Below are 17754 nucleotides of genomic sequence, written 5' to 3'. Positions count from 1 at the left end.
AGGAGGTTCCCATGAATGAACAGCTTGATCACGACAGCGTAGACCATGCGATGCAGCCCGAAGATACGCCGGAATTGCGCGCGCTTTACAAAGGGTTCGAGGACGAAAGCCTGATCCCACTTTGGACCCAGCTTGGCGACCTGATGCCGATCCATCCAAAATCCAAAGCCGTGCCACATGTTTGGAAATGGTCGAATCTGCTGCCTTTGGCGGAGAAATCCGGCGAACTGGTGCCTGTAGGGCGCGGAGGCGAACGCCGCGCGCTTGGTCTGGCCAATCCGGGCCTTGCGCCGCATGCCTATGTCACGCCAACCATGTGGGCCGCGATCCAATATTTGGGTCCAAAAGAGACCGCGCCCGAGCATCGCCATTCTCAAAACGCGTTCCGCTTTGTGGTTGAGGGCGAAGGGGTTTGGACCGTGGTCAACGGCGATCCGGTGCGCATGTCGCGCGGCGATCTGTTGCTGACGCCGGGCTGGTGTTTCCACGGCCATCACAATGACACCGACAAACCGATGGCCTGGATCGACGGGCTCGATATTCCGTTCAGCCAACAGATGGACGTCGGCTTTTTCGAATTCGGCTCCGACCGGGTGACCGATTATGCCACGCCGAATTTCTCGCGCGGCGAGCGGCTTTGGTGTCATCCGGGGGTGCGACCGCTGTCACAGTTGCAAAACACCGTGGCCTCGCCGATCGGGGCCTATCGCTGGGAGTTCACCGACCGGGCGTTGACCGAACAGCTTTTGCTGGAGGACGAGGGCCAACCCGCCACCGTCGCCCAAGGCCACGCCGCAATCCGCTACGTCAATCCAACCACTGGCGGCGATGTGATGCCAACGATGCGCTGTGAATTCCACCGTCTGCGGGCGGGCGTTGAAACCGCGCCGCGCCAAGAGGTCGGATCGAGCGTCTTCCAAGTGTTTGAAGGCACCGGCTCTGTGGTGCTCAACGGCGTGACCACTCGGCTTGAAACCGGCGATATGTTCGTCGTGCCGAGCTGGGTCAAATGGTCGTTGCAGGCGGACACCCAATTCGACCTGTTCCGGTTCTCGGACGCGCCGATCATGGAAGCGCTTTCGTTTATGCGTACGAAGGTCGAGGGGCAAAACTGATGGCGCTTGGCGAGACCGATCGGGTCGCCCGCGCGGCTCTCAAGGCCCGCCAAGGCAAGGGCGCGCGCTATGACGCCGCCCTCGCCCCCGCCGAAGACCTGTTGATGGCGCGCCGTGGGACGGCCTATTTTGCACGCAAACTCAATGAGTTGTCGGACGTTGATCTGGACGGGGCGGCATTGCGCCCCGGCTGGACCCGGCGGCATGTGATCGCCCATGTCAGCTATCATGCCCGCCATCAGGCAATGCTTCTTGAGGCTCTGACCAAAGGCGTGGCCTACACCCCGCCGAATGACGAAAAGCATCAAATGCCCGCTTTGGATCTGGCTGCGACCCTGCCCGCGCGCGCTTTGCGGCATTTGTTTCACCACACGGAGGTGCATTTGAACGTCTGTTGGCGCGACCTCACAGATGCGCATTGGGACATGCCGCTGACACTGCCCGATCAGGCGGCCACAACCGTCCGCGCTCTGCCAATGATGCGGGCGCGCGAGGTCTGGTTTGGCGCGCTGGATTTGGACAATGGCGGGCGCAGGACGGACCTGCCGCAGGACCTACGCCAGCTTTAAGCGCCGTTAAAAGTCGCTTGATATGGTCCAATCGGCGGTGGTGCTCTGTGCGATCACCGTGTCGGCATTGATCAAATCATTGCTCTGCGCCCGCACCCGCGCCGCATCCGGGTCCAACCCGTGATCCAACCAACGCGCAATCAAGCGACGTTCAAGCTCCGGCTTTGGTACGTCGATAAAGACCGTCATATCCCAAAACGCCGCAAGATCGCGCCAAATTGGACGGTCGAGCAGGAGGTAATTGCCTTCGATCACCAGAATACGCGTGGCCTCAGACAGCCCTCCCGCCTCTGGCACGGTGCAATCACCAGCGCGGTCAAACAGCGGAAAGCGCGGGCTTTCGCCCTTTGAAAACCGTTTGATCAGGTGCAAAAAAGCCGCCGCATCAAAAGTTTCTGGCGCACCTTTGCGCGCCAGAAGAGTGTGTGCGATCAACCAGTCATTGTCGCGATGAAACCCGTCCATCGGAATGACCTGCGCCTCTGGTCCGATCTGATCGGCCAACGCCTCGGCCAGCGTCGATTTGCCCGCGCCGGGAGGTCCGGCCACGGCGACCAAAAGCCGTTCCTGCCCCTCTGCGGCGGTGCGAATTTTGGCGACCAAAGCGTTCAGACGGCTCTCCATCAGGCGGCTGCGGCCTCGGCTGGTGGTTCTTTTGCCCCGGTCATAAAGGCCACGGCATCCGACATGGTGTATTCTTTCGGATCAATCACGCACAGCCTGCGACCAAGGCGGTGGATATGTATCCGGTCCGCCACTTCGAACACATGCGGCATGTTGTGCGAGATCAAAATGATCGGAATGCCGCGCGAACGTACATCTTGGATCAACTCCAACACCCGGCGGCTTTCCTTGACGCCAAGAGCCGCAGTCGGTTCGTCCAAAATGATCACCTTTGAGCCAAAGGCTGCGGCGCGGGCCACGGCCACGCCTTGCCGTTGACCACCTGACAGGGTTTCCACCTGTTGGTCGATGTTTTGGATCGTCATCAGACCCAGCTCGGACAGCTTGTCCCGAGCAAAATCGCGCATCGCCCCATGATCCAAAGCCCGCAGAAACTTGCCCGCAAACCCCGGCTTGCGGATTTCACGACCCAGGAACATGTTGTCAACAATGGACAGCGCAGGCGAAAGCGCGAGGGTTTGATAGACGGTGGCGATGCCTGCGTCCTGGGCCTCAAGCGGCGAGCGGAAATGGATCTCTTCACCATCCAATTTGATCGTGCCCGCATCGGGTTTGACCGCACCAGACAGCGCTTTGATCAAGGAAGATTTGCCCGCACCATTGTCCCCGATCACGGCCAAAATCTCGCCCGGATAGAGTTCGAAATCACAGGTATCGAGGGCGGTGACACGGCCATAGCGTTTGGTCAGGCCTGAGGCGGAGAGAATGGGCTGAATATGAGACTGTGTCATGCCGAAGCCTTTCTAATCCATTGGTCAATAGCGACCGCGATGATGATGAGCCAACCGATGGCAAAGACCTGCCAGAGCACATCCACACCGGCCAGTCGCAGCCCGGATTGGAACACCCCCACGATCAAAGCACCAAACAGAGCGCCAAGGATCGAACCACGCCCGCCAAAGAGCGAGATGCCCCCGATCACCACGGCAGTGATGGATTGCAGGTTACCCTCATAGAAGGCCTGCGGCGAGATCGAGCCAACCCGACCGATAGAGGCCCAAGCGGCGACGGCACAGATGAAACCTGAGAGCGCATAGACCGACAAAAGCGTGCGGTCGGTGCGAATGCCCGCCAATTCCGCCGCGTCTTTGTCGTCGCCCACCGCGTAAACATGACGGCCCCACGCGGTCTTGTTGAGCATGTACCACAGCACGGCAAAGACCAGCACCATCAGGATCGAGCCATAGGTGATGCGCGCACCGCCCATTTCAATGGTATGGCCAAAGAATTTGAGCAAGGGCGCATTGGCGTCGATGTCTTGCGAGCGGATGGATTGCGCACCTGAAAGCCACAGGTTGAGCGCGAAAAAGATCGACCACGTGCCCAAGGTAGAGATGAAAGGCGGCAGTTTGATCTTGGTGACCAAGAAGCCGTTGATCAGCCCCGCCACTGTCCCGCCAACAAAGGCAACAATCAGTGCAATGGGCGCAGGTACGCCATTATACACCGCCAAATTGCCCGCGATCACCGCCATCAAAACCATGATCGCCGCCACCGAAAGGTCAATGCCCGCAGTCAGGATGATCAGCGATTGCGCCGCGGCGAGAATGCCGATGATCGACACCTGCTGCATGATCAATGTCAGGTTGAAGGCAGAGAAAAATTTACCGCCTGCGATCAGACCGAACACAACAACGGCTGCGGCCAAAACGATCACCGGCACCAGTGTCGGGTTGCCATGCAAAGCCGACTGAAGTCGTTCGATGATATTTCTCTGGGACGTCTCGAACGAGGCGACAGAACGGTCGCTTTGATCCAGAACATGTTCAAAATCTTGGCCTTTTTTGGCCGGGGTGGTGTCACTCATTTCCCTGTCCTTCGATGTCGGAGGGCGAAAAGAGGGGGGAGAGGCAGCACGCTGCCTCTCCCGGTGAAACGACGCGGATCAGATCAGCCCCAGCACTTGCCGAGGGCTTCCTCGGAGGTGATCGACGGAATCCCCTCCACCGGTTGATCGGTCACAAGCTCAACGCCTGTGTTGAAGAAATCGAGACCTTCGGAATTCATCGGCTTTTCGCCCGTGTCCGCATAGGCTTTGATCGCTTCGATGCCTTTGGAGGCCATCAACAGCGGGAACTGCATGGACGTCGCACCGATCACGCCGTCTTTGACGTTTTGCACGCCGGGGCAACCGCCATCGACCGAGACGATCAAGGCCTGAGATTCGAGACCCATGGATTTGAGCGCTTCATAGGCCCCGGCTGCTGCCGGTTCGTTGATGGTGTACACCACGTTCACGCCGCTGTCTTTTTGCAGCAGGTTTTCCATCGCGGTGCGACCGCCCTCTTCGTTGCCGTTGGTCACATCATTGCCAACGATGCGCTCGTCGTCTTCGTCACCAATGTCTTTCGGATCTTTGATGTCGACGCCAAAGCCCTGCAAAAACCCGTTGTCACGCAGGTAATCGACGGACACTTCAGAGGGGTTGAGATCCAACAGTGCGATTTTTGCCTTAGACGTGTCGCCCATTTTCGCCGCCGCCCATTGGCCGATCAATTCGCCAGCCAAGAAGTTGTCGGTGGCAAAGGTCGCGTCTGCGGTGTCGATCGGCTCAAACGGCGTGTCGAGTGCGATGACCAAAAGACCGGCTTCGCGGGCTTGGGTCACGACAGGCGCCAAAGCACGGCTGTCAGACGGGGTGATCAGGATGCCTTTTGCGCCCCCAGCGATGCAGGATTCAACGGCTGCGATCTGAGTTTCCACATCGCCGTCAAGTTTGCCCGCGTAGGTGTTGAGTTTGATGCCCAAAGCCTCAGCTTGTGCGCTTGCACCCTCTTTCATTTTCACAAAGAAAGGGTTGGTGTCCGTCTTGGTCACAAGGCAGGCGCTGATGTCCTCAGCAAAAGCCCCGGATGCCGTCAAAGCCAGCGCAATTGCGCTCCCAGTCAGAAGTTTTTTCATGGTCGTCCTCCCAAAATTCGTCGCGCTCCCTGTCTCAGGGTCACGCATCACTCTCACCACTTCCTCCGAGCGGCTCACGGTGAAAAGACATGATTCCTAGCGCCCCGTCAATAAATAAATCCATTTGATTTATTAATGCGAGTTCGACAATATGACCCACGGGAGGACGACAGATGAATGATATTGAGGTGCGCCAGCTTCGATCGGGCGTCAATCAGATTGGCGTGCGTGAGATCAATGAAAGATTGATCCTATCGCTCATTCAACGTCATGGAGGCATGCCCGGTAGCGAGCTTGCCAAGCGCACCGACCTGTCGGCTCAAACCGTCTCTAACATATTGAGAAAACTTGAAAACGAAGGCTTTCTCAAACGCGGATCACCAAAGCGCGGCAAGGTCGGAAAGCCGTCGATTCCGATGGAAATCGACTCGGATGGGGCGCTGTCGTTTGGCCTCAAAATTGGGCGACGCTCATCAGATTTGGTGGTGATGGACCTGTCCGGTCGAGTTTTGGAACAACGCCTGATTACCTACCGTTATCCCATGCCGGACCAAATCTTTACCTTTTTGCGTGAGGGAATGGAGACGCTCGCCGCGGCCTTAACCCCCTATCAACGTAAGCGTCTGTGTGGCATTGGCGTCGCCGCACCGTCGGAAATTTGGCGGTGGAGCGACGCTTTGGGCGCGCCAAAGGATTTCAACATTTGGCGCGAGATCGACTTTGCCACCGAGATCGCGACGTTTTCCGACCTGCCGCAATATACCGACAATGACGCCACCGCCGCCTGCCGCGCCGAACATTTCTTTGGCCGCGGACGCGCCTTTACTGACTACGCCTATTTCTTCATTGGCTCCTTCATCGGTGGCGGCATTGTCATGGCCTCTTCGGTCGTCGAAGGACGGCAACACAATGCCGGGGCCTTTGGCTCCCTGCCCCACATCACCACCGAGGGCAAAGAGGTGCAACTGATTGACGCCGCCTCGCTTTATCTGCTGGAGGCCGCAGTCCTTAAAGCCGGAGGCGACACCACAGCGCTGTGGCGTATGCCGCAAGATTGGTCCGGTTTCGGCACCCATTTGGATGACTGGATCACCCAGTCCGCCAAGGCCCTCGCCTCCGCCAGCCGCACGGTCTGTAGCGTGATTGATTTCGAAGCGGTGCTGATCGACGGGGCCTTTCCCGCAGATGTGCGCGAGCGGCTTGTGGACGAAACCCGCGCCGAACTTCAGGCTCTGGACCTGCGTGGGCTGATCGCACCCCGGGTCGAACCCGCCCAAATCGGCGGCAATGCCCGTGTAATCGGAGCCGCCGCAGAACCGATGTTCTCGCAATTTTTCCTGACCTGAAAACTTGCGAAACAAGGGCTGGAGGTTTTCGCGATGAAATCAAGGCCGTAGGCTGGAACAAAACAACCATACGAAAATATGAAAGACTTTCGCGCCCGCGTCTTACCGCTCGCGACAACTACTTCCGAAATGCTGTTCCTCCACGAGTTGATCAAGAAACCAGACTACAAGATTTGATAAGGCTCGAACTGGCCTACAATAAAGACGGTCGAGGCATTTCCATTCCAGATGAATGGCTAAGGCAACGCGCAATCACATGCGCGATGCCAACCTCCCTGCGCTTTCATCCATCGTGCAGACATGCCTCAGGCAATCACTTGCCTGCAATGATTGCACACATTCAGGGCGTACAGGGCTTTGCAGTCCATCGCACCTACCTTACGCAATCGGGCCAGAAAGCGAAGGTCATACCTGCCAAAGCCATGCTAGGCGGCTGCAAAGGCGGCTCTGTGCGACTGGCTCAGGGCGGCAATGTTCTTGCCGTTTCAGAAGGTATTGAAACAGGTCTTTCTCTTGCGAGTGGCATACTCAAAACCCCTGCGACGATCTGGGCGGCACTTTCGGCCAGTGGAATAGAAAGCCTATCACTGCCAGCAACCCCTTCACGGCTCATAATCGCTTCAGACAGCGACGACAAAGGCGCAGTATTAAGAGCGGCACAGGCTTTGGCACAAAGGGCCAGCGGACTTGGCTGGGATGTTTCATTACTTCCCGCCCCCGCTGGACAAGATTGGAATGATTATTTGAACATGAAAGGCGGTGCAGAATGACTGACCTTATCGGCACCGCCGAGCCCGAAGTCGGTTCGGTTGGGCTTCCCTTGCCGGTTTCGCTGGCCCTTCACTGTGACCCGCACGATCCAGCGCCGGGCGCCGGATGGGTCCACGACAAGGTAGAGACCATTTCCGTCGCCATGCCGCCCTGAGCCAAGGGTTCGGACGAGATTCTTTGTCAATTTTCCTGAGGTGTAGGCCATGGAACGTACCACCTTTCATACCACGCAACGAACAGAACCGAGCGCAATCGAAGTGAAACGAACACAATCAACGAATGAAAATAAGCGCATAAGTCCATACACTTATACGCTAACAAACGCCCCAAGGCCATTCAATGAAAATGGTAGGTGGCGGAGACGAAGGGATTCGAACCCTCGAGACCCTTCCGGGCCTACTCCCTTAGCAGGGGAGCGCCTTCGACCACTCGGCCACGTCTCCGCCGACCCGTGTAATGGAGGCGTTTCAGAGACACAAGATAAAATAGCATCCTCTGGGTGCATGTTTTTCAGTCCACGAACGGCAATCAAGTATCGTCCCATGACAAGGCCGTCCCGAGTGATGTGAGCCACACTCCATATCATTTCATTCGGACAAAGGGGCAGCGTCCTCAGTTCCGCCGCCCACGGTCAAAGGCGGCGCAATTGGGGTGCTGATCTCCGGCAAAACGACATGCTTTTTCGAATTTGGGAACGCAGCCTTCGCCGGTTGCGCCTCAACCAAAGCCAAGCCCGTCAAAAGGATCAAAACACTCAATCTGATCCCCCCAAGTGGCATCGCCCTAGGTGTGGCGGTCGAAACCGCATCTCTCTTGTCTCTGTTGGACATTGTAGTGTTGGACATCGCATTCACCCCACGTGACTGAGCTGCACCCGAAAGCGCAACACTGGACCCCTCCAGTTCATGCCCTAAACCAAACCACAAAGCCCCTAATGAAATGTTGAATCTGGTGGCCTTTAAACGACATCACCGCGCTATCTGTCACGCAATCGAGATAATTTGAACGTATCAAGGGTGGGAGAGACGAAAATCAGGCGTGGGGACCTGCGACATGACCGAGATCAGACCTTTTGCATTCGTATTGGGATGCCTGTTGGAGCCGTCGCAAAACGGCATTCGTGCGACAGTGCGCCGCCTTATCTGGCGTTAAACGTCACGGCAAAGCGCATCTGACGCCTTTCTCTTACGCTTGTTTTCTGGCTCAATGCCACACAGGCACAGGAGGTGACAGATGAGCCAAGACACATCGACAGACCTATCCCGCATGTTTGAAACCATGCGCCACGCGCATCGGGCGGAGCCGGTGGTGTCCTATGATCTGCGTCTGGATCGCCTGACGCGGTTGGAAGAAGCCCTGACCAAGGCCGAGCCTGCCCTGCTCACCGCCATGTCCGACGATTTTTCCCATCGCAGTGCGCAGGAAAGTCGGACGTTTGACATCGACGTAAGTTTTGGAGAGATTCGCACCGCCAAGCGCCATCTCAAAGCCTGGATGAAAATCCGTCGTATCCGCACGCCGTTGATTTACAAACCCGCCCGCGCTGAAATTCGCCCCCAGCCATTGGGCGTGGTCGGCATCATTGCGCCGTGGAATTTTCCGGTGATGTTGTCGCTTGCCCCCATTGCCGCCGCCTTGGCTGCGGGCAATCGGGTGATGTTGAAACCCTCCGAATTGGCGCCGCGCACCTCCGCCGTCTTACGCGATATGATTGCCGAGGCCTTCGCCCCTGACGAAATCATAGCGATCATCGGCGGCCCCGATGTGTCGGCGGCGTTTTCCGCCCTGCCCTTTGATCACCTGTTCTTCACCGGCTCCACCGGGGTGGGGCGTAAGGTGGCCGAGGCAGCGGCGCGGAATTTAACACCCGTGACCTTGGAGCTGGGCGGAAAATCCCCCGCCATTTTGATGCCTTCTGCGGATCTCAACCGTGCCGCGCGGCGTATTGCTTGGGGTAAGACCGCAAATGCGGGGCAGGTCTGTGTTGCGCCCGATTATGTCTTGGTGCCGCGTCATAAAATTGGTCCGATGGCGGATGCGGTGATGGGCGCGATGATGCGGTTTTATCCGCAAGGTGCGCAAAGCCCGGATTTTGCCGGGATCATCACGGAACGTCACCTGACCCGGCTTGAGACACTGCTCTCTGAGGCGAAAACGCGTGGGGCCGAGGTGATCCGGCTTGAAGGCGGCACAGGAAATACCCGTAAATTCGCCCCTGCCCTTGTGCTTGACCCGCCTTTGGACATCGCCTTGATGCGGGAGGAAATCTTTGGTCCGATCCTACCGATCGTGCCCTATGACACGCCGCAACAGGCGCTTGAATTCGCCGCCGCGCGCGATCATCCGCTGGCGCTATACGTTTTTGCCGAAGATCGCGCCGAGCAAGATCTGTGGCTTGATCACTCCATTTCAGGTGGCGTGACGGTCAATGACACGGTGATCCATGTGGGGTTTGACACGCTACCCTTTGGCGGTGTCGGTGCCTCTGGTATGGGAGCCTATCATGGCCGCGCCGGGTTCGAGACGTTTTCCCATCTCAAACCCGTGGTGCGGCAAGTGAAATGGAACGGGATGGCTCTGATTGACCCCCCATTCAAAGGCCTCAAAGCCCGCCTTCTCAAACGCTTACGCCGCTTTATGTAACGGCTCACGCCACCTTGAGAGTGGGGAGAAGCGCGTTGAAATAGGCAATGGTGCGCGACAGGCCCTCTTCCAATGCCACGGTTGGCTCCCAATCAAGCGCCGCTTTGGCGCGGGAAATATCCGGTTTGCGCTGTTTCGGATCGTCTTGCGGCAAATTGTGAAACACAAGCGTCGAGCGCGAACCGGTCATCTCGATGACCTTTTCCGCCAATGCGCGGATGGTAAATTCACCCGGATTGCCAAGGTTGATCGGACCCGTTTCTTCGCGCCCGGTCTCCATCAACCGCAAAAAGCCTTCGACCAGATCATCCACATAGCAAAAGGACCGGGTTTGCGAGCCATCGCCATAAATGGTGATCGGATCGCCCAACAAGGCCTGCACGATGAAATTCGACACAACGCGCCCATCGGCGTGATGCATGCGCGGGCCATAGGTGTTGAAAATTCGCGCCACTTTGATCTCAAGCCCGTGCTGGCGGTGATAGTCAAAGAACAAGGTTTCGGCACAACGTTTGCCCTCATCGTAGCAAGACCGCGGGCCGATGGGATTGACGTTGCCCCAATAGTCTTCGGTCTGCGGATGCACCACGGGATCGCCGTAAACTTCGCTAGTGGAAGCCTGAAAGATTTTACATTTCAAACGCTTGGCCAGTCCCAACATATTGATCGCACCATGCACCGAGGTTTTCGTCGTTTGCACGGGATCGTGTTGGTAATGCACCGGCGAGGCCGGACAGGCGAGGTTGTAAATTTCATCCACCTCAAGATAGAGCGGAAAGGTCACATCATGGCGCAGGAACTCAAAGCGCGGATGCGTGTGCAAATGGTCGATGTTGCGTTTGGTGCCGGTGAAGAGGTTGTCGACACAGATCACATCATGACCTTGATCCAACAAACGATCCATCAAATGCGACCCAATGAACCCCGCACCTCCGGTGACAAGAATACGTTTACGGCTGTCATAAAGTCGCGCCATAGGGCTCTCCAAAATAGGGTTAGCCCATGCGGGCCGGATTGGCACAGGGGCTTATGCCCAATGCTCTTCGATAATCTGTGCCGCGCGTGCCGTTTCGCTCTCAAATGTCATTGCGCGGGCCAAGGCCTGCCCTGCAGCGGCGATTTTTTGCGCCTCCGTGTCATGGGTCCGAACCCAGTCCACTTTTTCGGCCAAATCAGACATGTCTGCCTTGACCGGGACGTAGTGTTCAAATGGCACCAACGTGTCGTAATACCATTGCCGAAAGCCAAACTGACTGTCCACTTTAAGCACGCAACAGCCAAGTTTCAGCCGTTGCATAAAGTTGCACCAAGCATTTGAAAACCCATCAATATCCAGTGCATATTTGTCACCGGCCCAAGCCTGCCAAGGGCGTTTCTGCGCCATCAAGCCCGCTTGCGCACATTGCGCTTCTTGGAGATGGGTCGTCCCAGCCACAAAACGGGCATCAACCCCCTGAATATCGCGGGCGGCCATGGCAAAGCGCAAACGCTGCATCACCCACGGCTTGTCCAGATGTTCGGGCTCAAGAGAAAAAAACCCGTGACTGTTGTTCTGTCCGCGCCAATAAATGGTATCTTTACGCTCCGACCACGCGGGGGCCTCACGCGCCAAACGATCCGTTTCAATATACCCGTGATCGCGGAAAAAATGTTGATCCGGGACCAAAACCTTACCCGAAAAGCAGGTTGAATAAGTAAAACGCGCAAAGCCCGGCCATTCGCCGTCTGAGAGATCGCACGAGATCCTCTCAACGGCGGGATCGGTTTGACTGAACCAATAAAGATAAGCTGGCGAAATATTCCGATGCAGCCCCGCGTGGCGCATGAGATACTCTTGATTATAGAGGTAAACATTTCGGCCTCGGTCTCTGACCAAGTGAAATTCATACTCCGATTTGACCTCGTCCGAAGCCGCGAAATCAAAGGCCACTGGCGCAACGCCCGCACGGTTGAAAGAGGTCTGCAAACTCTTTCTTACCTTCCGCCGGACCTTAAACGCTTTCAATGGACGTGGGCGGGCCATCGTCGATCTCCATAAAGTCAGTTATGTAAAATCAAACGTATAAATACGGTTATCGGCTAAAGAGGAAATGCATCACATCGCCATCTTGAACGATGTAGCTCTTGCCCTCAGCGCGCATTTTACCGGCTTCTTTCGCGCCAGATTCGCCCTTAAATTGCACAAAGTCTGCAAACGCGATGGTTTCGGCGCGGATGAAACCCTTTTCAAAATCGCCGTGGATGACGCCTGCCGCTTGCGGCGCGGCGGTGCCTTTTTGGATGGTCCAAGCGCGGGCCTCTTTCGGGCCGACGGTGAAATAGGTTTCCAAATGCAGCAATTCGTAGCCAGCGCGGATCAGACGGTCGAGACCAGCTTCTTCCAGCCCCATTTCGCCCAAAAACATCTCCGCTTCTTCCGCTTCGAGTTGGGAAATCTCTTCCTCGATCTTGGCAGAAATCACCACAGCGCCCGCGCCTTGCTCAGCGGCCATTTTGGCAACCGCTTCGGAATGCGCATTGCCGTTGGCGGCATTTTCTTCCTCGACGTTACAGACATAGAGGATCGGCTTTTGTGTCAAAAGTTGCAGCATCCGCCATTGCTTCATGTCATCCGGGTCGATCTCGACCGAACGGGCTGGTTTGTCGGCCTCAAGGGCGGCTTGGGCAGCGGCCAAAAGGCGATCCTGTTGTGCCGCTTCTTTGTCATTGCCTTTAAGTTTGCGCGCCAGATTGGCCCGGCGTTTCTCGATGCTTTCCAGATCGGCCAGCATCAATTCCATCTCGATCACTTGCGCATCATCAACCGGGTCCACACGGCCTTCGACATGGGTCACATCGCCGTCTTCAAAACAGCGGACCACATGGGCGATGGCATCACATTCGCGGATGTTGGCCAGGAATTGGTTGCCAAGGCCCTCGCCCTTTGAGGCGCCTTTGACCAGACCCGCGATGTCGACAAAAGTCATCCGCGTTGGAATGATCTGTTTCGACCCGGCAACCTCGGCCAGAGTGTCCAGGCGCGCATCCGGCACGGCAACCTCGCCCACGTTGGGCTCAATCGTACAGAACGGAAAATTCGCCGCCTGCGCCGCTGCCGTTTTGGTCAGAGCATTAAACAGCGTCGATTTGCCCACGTTCGGCAGCCCGACAATTCCCATTTTAAAGCCCATATCGCGTCCCTTTGTGCAGATTCCACGCGTGTCTAAGGCGCAAAGAGGCCTCGCGCAAGCCTTCCCCATTGCACTTAGCGCAAAGATCGGCCAAACCCGGTGAAGACTTGCAAGCCGGAGGCCCCTATGACCCGCATCGACGCCAAATTCGCCGAGCTCAAAGCTCAGGGCAAAAAAGCCTTTGTCGCCTATGTGATGGCCGGTGATCCCGATGTTGAAAAGTCGCTTGAGATTGTCAAAGCCCTGCCCCGCGCAGGTGTGGACATCATCGAACTGGGGCTGCCCTTTACCGATCCGATGGCCGATGGCCCGACCATTCAACTGGCCGGTCAGCGCGCACTGGATCACGGGATGACCTTGCAAAAGACCCTTGATATGGCAGCAGAATTTCGCAAAGGCGATACCACCACCCCGATCGTTTTGATGGGCTATTACAACCCGATCTATTCGCGCGGTGTCGACACATTTTTAGTCGATGCGGTTGAGGCCGGGATTGATGGGTTGATCATCGTTGATCTGCCGCCCGAAGAAGATGACGAACTGTGTCTTCCGGCGCAAAAGGCCGGGATGAATTTCATTCGCTTGGCCACGCCAACGACCGATGACAAACGTCTGCCAAAAGTGCTGACCAACACCTCGGGCTTTGTGTATTACGTTTCGATCACTGGGATCACGGGGGCCGCGGCGGCCTCTGGCGCCGATGTCGCCCCCGAAGTGGCCCGGATCAAGGCCAAGACCGATCTGCCTGTGATCGTGGGCTTTGGCGTGCGTACGCCGGAGAAGGCGCAAGAAATCGCCGCCGTTGCGGATGGCACCGTGGTCGGGTCGGCGATTGTGAACGAGATCGCACAAGGCAAGTCGGTGGATGAGATCATCGCCTATGTTGCCGCCTTGGCTGAGGGCACACATCGCGCCTAACCTGTTCTTTATACGCCAAAAACATAGCGCATTTCTTGCCGGGGGAGCGCAATGCTTTTCCCGCTCCACCTCCAAATACGGACATGAGGGCAGAGGCGGTACATCCGTATTTTTCTTGCCCTAGAGGGTGAATCGCCCTAAGTGCCCCTCACACCGTTCATCCCTTTTGAAACCGTGAGGGGACCCACGATGATCCAGACGCCTTACTACCTCATCGACAAGGCGCGCTTGTTGCCCAACATGGAAAAAATTGCCCGGCTGCGCGAGCGCTCTGGGGCAAAAGCGCTTTTGGCGCTCAAATGTTTTTCCACATGGCCGGCGTTCGATTTTATGCGCGACTATATGGACGGAACGACCTCGTCGTCGCTCTATGAGCTGAAACTTGGGGCGGAAAAATTCGGAAAAGAGACCCACGGCTATTCCGTTGGTTGGGCCGATCACGAGATTGACGAGGCGGTCAGCCATGCCGATAAGCTGATTTTCAACTCTCTCGGGCAGCTGGACCGCTTTGGCGACAAAGCATCGGGCATTGCCACCGGCCTGCGTCTCAATCCACGATTTTCGACCTCGGGTTTTGATCTCGCGGATCCGGCCCGACCGTTTTCGCGCCTAGGTGAATGGGACATGGACCGGCTGGAGGGCGCGCTGGATCGGATCAACGGCGTGATGATCCACTATAATTGTGAAAACCGCGATTTTGATCTGTTTTCGGCACAATTGACCCGGATTGAGGCCGAGTTTGGCACGTTTTTGAAACGTTTGGACTGGGTCTCTTTGGGTGGCGGCATTCATTTTACCGGAGATGACTATCCACTGGACAAGCTCGCGGATCGCCTCAAAGCCTTCTCTGATGCCATGGGCGTTCAGGTCTATCTTGAGCCCGGCGAGGCCTCGATCACCGGCTCAACCACGTTGGAAGTCTCTGTTTTGGATATCATTGATAACGGTAAAAAAGTTGCCATCGTCGACAGTTCGATTGAGGCGCATATGCTTGATCTGTTGATCTACCGCGAGACGGCAAAATTGCCGCAAAATGGCCACCATGCCTATCAAATCGCGGGAAAAACCTGTTTGGCCGGGGACATCTTTGGCGATGCCTTGTTCGACAAACCGCTTGAAATTGGCGATAAAATTTCGATTCAAGACGCAGCCGGTTACACAATGGTTAAAAAGAACTGGTTTAACGGTGTGCAAATGCCCTCCATCGCCCTGCGCGAATTGGATGGCTCCATCACTCTGGCCCGCTCTTTCGGGTATCAGGATTTCGTCGCGGCGCTCGGCTGAGCCTGCTTTCATTCACCACCCAAACGATAGGGGGTCTCGACCGTTGAAACGGAACGTACTCATCATTGGCGCTGGCGGCGTCGCTCAGGTCGTGGCGCATAAATGCGCTCAAAACAACGATGTGCTGGGAGATATTCATATCGCCAGCCGGACGCTTTCGAAATGCGACTCCATCCTTGAGACCGTGCATGCCAAAGGCGCGATGAAACAAGAGGGCGTTCTTGCGGCCCATCAGGTCGATGCGATGGATAGTGCGGCCGTTGCGACCCTGATCCGTGACATCGGCGCCCAGATCGTGATCAACGTCGGCTCCGCGTTTGTGAACATGACGGTGATGGATGCCTGTATCGAAACGGGTGCGGCCTATATCGACACTGCCATCCACGAAGACCCGGCGAAAATTTGTGAAATCCCGCCTTGGTATGGCAATTACGAGTGGAAAAAACGCGATCTCTGCGCCGAGAAAGGCGTGACCGCGATCTTGGGCGCAGGGTTCGATCCGGGTGTGGTCAATGCCTTTGCCCGCTTTGCCGCCGATCAAATGGACGAGGTCAAATCCATCGACATCGTCGACATCAACGCTGGATCGCATGGTAAATATTTCGCCACCAACTTTGACCCAGAAATCAACTTTCGCGAATTCACGGGCACGGTCTACTATTGGGAAGACCAGCAATGGAAAGAGACGTCAATGTTCGCCTCTGGCCGCGAGTGGGACTTGCCCGTTGTTGGCGTACAAAAGGCCTATCAATCCGGCCATGACGAGGTTCACAGCCTCGCCGCAAACTACCCCAAAGCCGATGTGCGGTTCTGGATGGGGTTTGGCGACCATTACATCAACGTCTTTACCGTTTTGAAAAACCTAGGTCTTTTGTCTGAACATCCGGTAAAGACCGCCGAGGGCCAAGAGGTCGTGCCGCTCAAAGTCGTCAAAGCCGTGCTGCCTGATCCGTCGTCTTTGGCTCCCGATTACACCGGAAAAACCTGTATCGGGGATTTGGTAAGGGGCGTGAAAGACGGCAAAGAGGTTGAGATGTTTGTCTACAACGTTGCCGATCACAAAGAGGCCTATGAAGAGGTCGGATCGCAAGGCATTTCCTACACCGCAGGCGTGCCGCCCGTGGCCGCTGCCATGTTGGTGGCCTCTGGCGCATGGGACGCAAAAACCATGAAAAACGTTGAAGAAATGGACCCAAAGCCGTTCTTTACGCTGCTGGACAAAATGGGTCTGCCGACCCGCGTCCAGATCGGCGGCCTCGGCGGCGAAGACAAAGCCTGGGACGTATAAACCCGCTACTCACCGCACTCAAAAAGCCCGCTGTATGGCGGGCTTTTTTATGTTCTCTGGACGTAATTTAAGAGTGTAGAAAGGCGAATCGCGCAAGGTCAAGATATTGAAACCAGCGAGACGTCCATGCCCTTCATTCGCCTCCTCTTTGTGATTTTCTTAACTGTAGCCTCCAATGTCGGCGCCCTGCACGCCTCGGACGGCGAGGCCTCATACGACCAACATGTGCTTTTGGTCGGGGAACAGGGGCCCTTGGTCATCGCCTTGTCAGCAGCATCTGTTTTGCCCAGGCCGGGATCGACGTCGCTCGAAATCGTCGGGTGATCGAACAAACCCGCATGGAGATTTCTACGGCGCTTGTGGCCCTTGCTGAGGGCAATGACGCCATCCCCCCGATCACCAATGGCAATATCCGCACCCAAATTGGCTCTGTCGAAATGGTTTGGAAAGGGCTCGACAAAAAAGCGGCGACCTTTCTATCGGAGACAGGTCTGACAGATGAAGAGGTGCTTAAACTCACGTTTAAATCGCAATCTCTGGAAAAACTCTGGCGCAATGTTGCACAATCTCTGGAGCTTCAGACCTCTGTGAACCAAGCGCCAGAAAAATTGGTCCGAACCAGGATCATCACCACCGCTACAAATCAAAGTCGACTGTTGCAAGAAGCAGGCAAAGAGGCCTGTCTCATTCATCTCGCGCACAAGTCGCAAGTGAGTGCGGCACAGGTGGAGACGCTCAAAGACATCCTTGCCACTTTCGATCAGAATATCTTTGAGCTGACCTTCGTGCGCCCGGCAAGCGCCCCCGCCCCACAGTCAGATGTGCTTGAACAGGCGGCGTTCAACACGTGGCAAGACTGGGTCGGGCTCGAAACGCTGTTTGAAGGGGTCATCGAAGACCCGAATGGCCAAGATATGATCAACCTATTGCCAGACATGTCCTATGGCATTGAATTTCTAAACATGAAACTCCACGAGAACATTGCTATTTTCATGAGCCTCTAATCTGCCACCCCCCTCATCAGTCTCGGGCTTTGGGCAACGCACCCCTCTCGAAACGTGGCGG

18 protein-coding genes and 1 tRNA gene are annotated in these 17754 nt (G+C 56.4%); 9 read left to right on the top strand and 10 right to left on the bottom strand.

Annotation, left to right across the window (positions count from 1 at the left end):
- Positions 1-11 precede the first annotated feature (11 nt).
- Complete coding sequence (locus tag DA792_RS03650) at positions 12-1115, top strand: cupin domain-containing protein (RefSeq protein ID WP_107718179.1); 1104 nt, start codon at positions 12-14, stop codon at positions 1113-1115.
- Entirely contained in the window at positions 1115-1684 is a 570-nt protein-coding gene (locus tag DA792_RS03645; protein WP_107718177.1) for a maleylpyruvate isomerase N-terminal domain-containing protein, read from the top strand. Before DA792_RS03650 ends, DA792_RS03645 begins: the two co-directional genes overlap by 1 nt.
- A gap of 6 nt (positions 1685-1690) precedes the next feature.
- Here the strand turns inward: DA792_RS03645 and DA792_RS03640 are convergent, their stop codons facing one another.
- From DA792_RS03640 to DA792_RS03625, 4 genes are all read right to left on the bottom strand, one after another.
- Positions 1691-2308: an AAA family ATPase gene (locus DA792_RS03640; protein WP_107718175.1), complete on the bottom strand. Its 618-nt coding sequence runs from the start codon at positions 2306-2308 to the stop codon at positions 1691-1693.
- The gene (locus tag DA792_RS03635; protein ID WP_107718173.1) at positions 2308-3099 is read right to left on the bottom strand and encodes an ATP-binding cassette domain-containing protein; all 792 of its coding nucleotides are present in this window, start codon (positions 3097-3099) and stop codon (positions 2308-2310) included. Before DA792_RS03635 ends, DA792_RS03640 begins: the two co-directional genes overlap by 1 nt.
- Positions 3096-4175, bottom strand: coding sequence for an ABC transporter permease (locus DA792_RS03630; RefSeq protein ID WP_107718171.1), 1080 nt, complete (start codon positions 4173-4175; stop codon positions 3096-3098). The genes DA792_RS03635 and DA792_RS03630 overlap by 4 nt, the downstream gene beginning before the upstream one ends.
- A gap of 83 nt (positions 4176-4258) precedes the next feature.
- Positions 4259-5269, bottom strand: coding sequence for a sugar ABC transporter substrate-binding protein (locus tag DA792_RS03625; RefSeq protein ID WP_107718169.1), 1011 nt, complete (start codon positions 5267-5269; stop codon positions 4259-4261).
- A gap of 173 nt (positions 5270-5442) precedes the next feature.
- On the opposite strand from DA792_RS03625, the gene DA792_RS03620 reads away from it, so the two are divergent.
- Positions 5443-6615 carry an ROK family transcriptional regulator gene (locus tag DA792_RS03620; protein ID WP_107718167.1) on the top strand — a complete coding sequence of 391 codons (1173 nt, stop codon included), beginning with the start codon at positions 5443-5445 and terminating at the stop codon, positions 6613-6615.
- A 173-nt stretch (positions 6616-6788) separates the two neighbouring features.
- Positions 6789-7385 (top strand): DUF7146 domain-containing protein, encoded by a 597-nt coding sequence (locus tag DA792_RS03615; protein WP_159075154.1) that lies wholly within the window; start codon positions 6789-6791, stop codon positions 7383-7385.
- Here the strand turns inward: DA792_RS03615 and DA792_RS23200 are convergent.
- The 3 genes from DA792_RS23200 to DA792_RS03600 form a co-directional block, all read right to left on the bottom strand.
- Positions 7355-7591 (bottom strand): Arm DNA-binding domain-containing protein, encoded by a 237-nt coding sequence (locus DA792_RS23200; protein ID WP_368074493.1) that lies wholly within the window; start codon positions 7589-7591, stop codon positions 7355-7357. The two genes, DA792_RS03615 and DA792_RS23200, sit on opposite strands and share 31 nt — an antisense overlap.
- Positions 7592-7739: 148 nt before the next feature.
- Positions 7740-7829, bottom strand: a tRNA-Ser gene (locus DA792_RS03605).
- A 144-nt stretch (positions 7830-7973) separates the two neighbouring features.
- On the bottom strand, positions 7974-8144 hold the full coding sequence (locus DA792_RS03600; protein WP_159075152.1) for a hypothetical protein: 171 nt from the start codon (positions 8142-8144) through the stop codon (positions 7974-7976).
- Between the two features lie 475 nt (positions 8145-8619).
- Here DA792_RS03600 and DA792_RS03595 point away from each other — a divergent pair, with 475 nt between their 5' ends.
- On the top strand, positions 8620-10029 hold the full coding sequence (locus DA792_RS03595; RefSeq protein WP_107718161.1) for a coniferyl aldehyde dehydrogenase: 1410 nt from the start codon (positions 8620-8622) through the stop codon (positions 10027-10029).
- Between the two features lie 4 nt (positions 10030-10033).
- Here DA792_RS03595 and DA792_RS03590 read toward each other — a convergent pair whose 3' ends face one another.
- The 3 genes from DA792_RS03590 to ychF form a co-directional block, all read right to left on the bottom strand.
- Complete coding sequence (locus tag DA792_RS03590; protein WP_107718159.1) at positions 10034-11005, bottom strand: UDP-glucuronic acid decarboxylase family protein; 972 nt, start codon at positions 11003-11005, stop codon at positions 10034-10036.
- Between the two features lie 51 nt (positions 11006-11056).
- The gene (locus DA792_RS03585; RefSeq protein WP_159075151.1) at positions 11057-11995 is read right to left on the bottom strand and encodes a glycosyl transferase family 90; all 939 of its coding nucleotides are present in this window, start codon (positions 11993-11995) and stop codon (positions 11057-11059) included.
- 106 nt (positions 11996-12101) lie between these two features.
- Positions 12102-13199, bottom strand: a complete 1098-nt coding sequence (gene ychF, locus DA792_RS03580; RefSeq protein ID WP_107718155.1) for a redox-regulated ATPase YchF — start codon at positions 13197-13199, stop codon at positions 12102-12104.
- A gap of 126 nt (positions 13200-13325) precedes the next feature.
- On the opposite strand from ychF, the gene trpA reads away from it, so the two are divergent.
- From trpA to DA792_RS03555, 4 genes are all read left to right on the top strand, one after another.
- Entirely contained in the window at positions 13326-14117 is a 792-nt protein-coding gene (gene trpA / locus DA792_RS03575; protein ID WP_107718152.1) for a tryptophan synthase subunit alpha, read from the top strand.
- A gap of 189 nt (positions 14118-14306) precedes the next feature.
- Positions 14307-15401, top strand: a complete 1095-nt coding sequence (locus DA792_RS03570; RefSeq protein WP_107718150.1) for a carboxynorspermidine decarboxylase — start codon at positions 14307-14309, stop codon at positions 15399-15401.
- Positions 15402-15444: 43 nt separating this feature from the next.
- Positions 15445-16689: a saccharopine dehydrogenase family protein gene (locus DA792_RS03565; protein ID WP_107718148.1), complete on the top strand. Its 1245-nt coding sequence runs from the start codon at positions 15445-15447 to the stop codon at positions 16687-16689.
- A gap of 338 nt (positions 16690-17027) precedes the next feature.
- A complete protein-coding gene (locus DA792_RS03555; RefSeq protein WP_159075150.1) occupies positions 17028-17693 on the top strand; it encodes a hypothetical protein in 666 nt (221 codons plus the stop codon).
- Positions 17694-17754 lie beyond the last annotated feature (61 nt).

It is taken from the genome of Celeribacter baekdonensis (genome assembly GCF_003047105.1).
GTDB lineage: Bacteria > Pseudomonadota > Alphaproteobacteria > Rhodobacterales > Rhodobacteraceae > Celeribacter > Celeribacter baekdonensis_B.
Note: the sequence above shows the minus strand (reverse complement) of the source record. Positions and strands in the feature narration are given on the sequence as shown.